The organism is Paenibacillus sp. P4_A7, from assembly GCF_056402455.1.
The window spans coordinates 1-2,288 of sequence record NZ_JBFUHJ010000646.1 but is presented as its reverse complement, the minus strand read 5'-3'; the positions used below and the strand labels follow the sequence as shown (position 1 = coordinate 2,288).

Here is a 2,288-nt window from a genome sequence, read left to right as displayed (position 1 = left end):
CTATAAGCTCTGTCGGAGTGAGTGCAACTATGCCAGGCATAAGGCCAACTAATCAGGAGTGTTAAGAAATGAATAAATTAACGACAGATACACAATTTCGCGAGGCGATTGCAAGTGAAGGATTGACGATAGCGGTATTCAAAACAACGTGGTGCAAGGACTGTCATTTTATCAATCCATTTATGCCTGATTTAGAGAAGCATTATGAGGGGCGTGTAAGCTTTGTCGAGCTTGACCGCGATGATTTGCCCGACCTGTGCTCAGAATTGAACATTTTGGGCATACCAAGCTTTATCGCGTTTCGCAATAATCAAGAGTTAGTTCGGTTCGTAAGCAAGCTGCGCAAGACTCGTGATGAAATCGAACAGTTCGTAGAACGTGCGATTCAAGTCAGTGAAACACTGAAGTAAACCTAATCCAAAAGTCCGTACTGAAGAAGGATGAAAACCTTCGTCAGCACGGACTTTCCTTTTTTTGTAGCGGTCGATAATGGAAGTGTCACATTTTCAACATGGCTTTTGCTGTTTTTTATCGATATAATTGAACTGCGATTAAATGATGGAAACAGGTGATATTATTATGGTAACCGGCCGGTTTCGCACGTTAGCTCTTGCTGCGTGCATCGGAATGCTTCTTGTACTACTGGGCGGGGCACTCGTTACAAACACGGACTCAGGCCGTGGCTGCGGTGATGATTGGCCGTTATGTCATGGTAAATTTGTACCCTCTTATACGTTGGAATCATTGATTGAATATTCGCATCGTCTTGTAACAAGCTTTGAAGGAATTCTTGTCGCAGCTACTTTAGTATCTGTCTATAGAAAGTTCAAAAAGAACAGACAAGCTTTCAAGGAGCCTCTTTTCTATGCTGGAGGAGCAATGCTATTTACGATTATTCAGGCGCTAATGGGTGCTGCGGCAGTTAAATGGCCTCAGTCGCCACCAGTTATGGCCATTCACTTTGGGATTTCGTTAATTGCGTTTGCAGCAACCTTTCTCTTAGTTATATGGTGCTTTAGGGTCAAGAATGGACCTGTTTCAATTGTAAAAGTACCGCGATCGATCTTTCCGCGTGTGCTTCTAACCTCTATTTATTGTTATTTCGTCGTCTATTTAGGCGCCTATATTCGGCACACCGATTCGGGCGGCGGCTGTGAAGGATGGCCTTTATGTAATGGTGAAATCGTACCTGAGATAAGCGGAGCAACAGGGGTCGTATTCATACATCGTGTGGCTGCCTTGCTTTTAGCTATTTTTCTAATTTTGCTGTTCTTGCATATTCGTAAAGTAAGCAAAAGTGAAGCTGGCCTAACCATACAGTCAGCTTGGACGCTGGGACTTGTTATTACACAAATATTCAGTGGAGCATTACTTACGGTTACCATCACAAACGAAGATGTATTTATCTTTACGAATTTATTGCATAATTTGATTGTTACCGTATTGTTTGGAATATTGATGGATATCTTAGTTCGTTCGTGGCGGCTAAGAGAAGAAAGTAAATTATAGTTTTTTTGGTCAAGCTGCTGCTTGCTTCGCTTTTAAAGGAGGCAAGCTTCCTTTCGTACTAGAGCATTAAATTTTCAATTTTTGGCTGCGTATAGGATATGTTAACAAAATAAGCTATACTTTATATCATCTAGAAAACACTAAAAAAGTAAGTGGCGTATCTATATTTTATGGAGGAAGGACTGTTCACTTATGCTGCGTTTCTTGTTTGATGAGTCTCAGAGAGATGCAAAAGGAACCCTTGCAGAAACGTTCCGTTTAATGGAACAGTTTGTGTCAATGCTGCCAGTGAAAAATATTGCAGGTGTCACTAACGATCCAAAGTATTCAAAGTACGAGATATGGACGCTAGGGCTGAAATCCTCACTTGACGAGCTGGAACAAAGCCATTACGCTGCTATTAGGTATGAAAATCTAATTACCTCCTCCTCTATTCAGCAAATGTCAGAGCAGGAGTTAACGAATTATAACCGATATATTTATTTTGATAAAAATGCGTTTATTCGTGTGTTCTCTTTGCTGGATAAGCTGGGCACGCTCTTAAATGAGCTGCTTGATATTAAGGCGGAAAAAATCAAGGCTCACTTCTCCTATTTTACAGTTTTGCGTGTTATGCGTGAACGGAATATACATCCGGATTTGACTTGGAAGCTAAACGATGTGAAGGAAAAATATAGGGAGCCTATGAAACGGCTTCGCAATCGCAGAAATACCGAAATTCATTATATGAATTCAGAAATGCAGGATGATTTGATTCAAAGCCAGCGTATGTATGGAGA

At 41.0% G+C, this 2,288-nt stretch carries 3 protein-coding genes; all 3 read left to right on the top strand.

Annotated elements, in window-relative coordinates; translation table 11 throughout:
* The first annotated feature begins 68 nt into the window (after nt 1-68).
* Nucleotides 69-410, top strand: coding sequence for a thioredoxin family protein (locus AC1DWN_RS32385; RefSeq protein WP_477562948.1), 342 nt, complete (start codon nt 69-71; stop codon nt 408-410).
* A gap of 169 nt (nt 411-579) precedes the next feature.
* Nucleotides 580-1,509: a COX15/CtaA family protein gene (locus AC1DWN_RS32380; RefSeq protein WP_477562947.1), complete on the top strand. Its 930-nt coding sequence runs from the start codon at nt 580-582 to the stop codon at nt 1,507-1,509.
* 192 nt (nt 1,510-1,701) lie between these two features.
* Nucleotides 1,702-2,288 (top strand): Cthe_2314 family HEPN domain-containing protein (locus AC1DWN_RS32375; RefSeq protein ID WP_477562946.1); only part of this gene is annotated, 587 nt, incomplete at its 3' end.

Bases quoted from the DNA above. Each gene is read 5' to 3' on its own strand.
- AC1DWN_RS32385 (WP_477562948.1), top strand. From the start codon at position 69: ATGAATAAATTAACGACAGATACACAATTTCGCGAGGCGATTGCAAGT.
- AC1DWN_RS32380 (WP_477562947.1), top strand. From the start codon at position 580: ATGGTAACCGGCCGGTTTCGCACGTTAGCTCTTGCTGCGTGCATCGGA.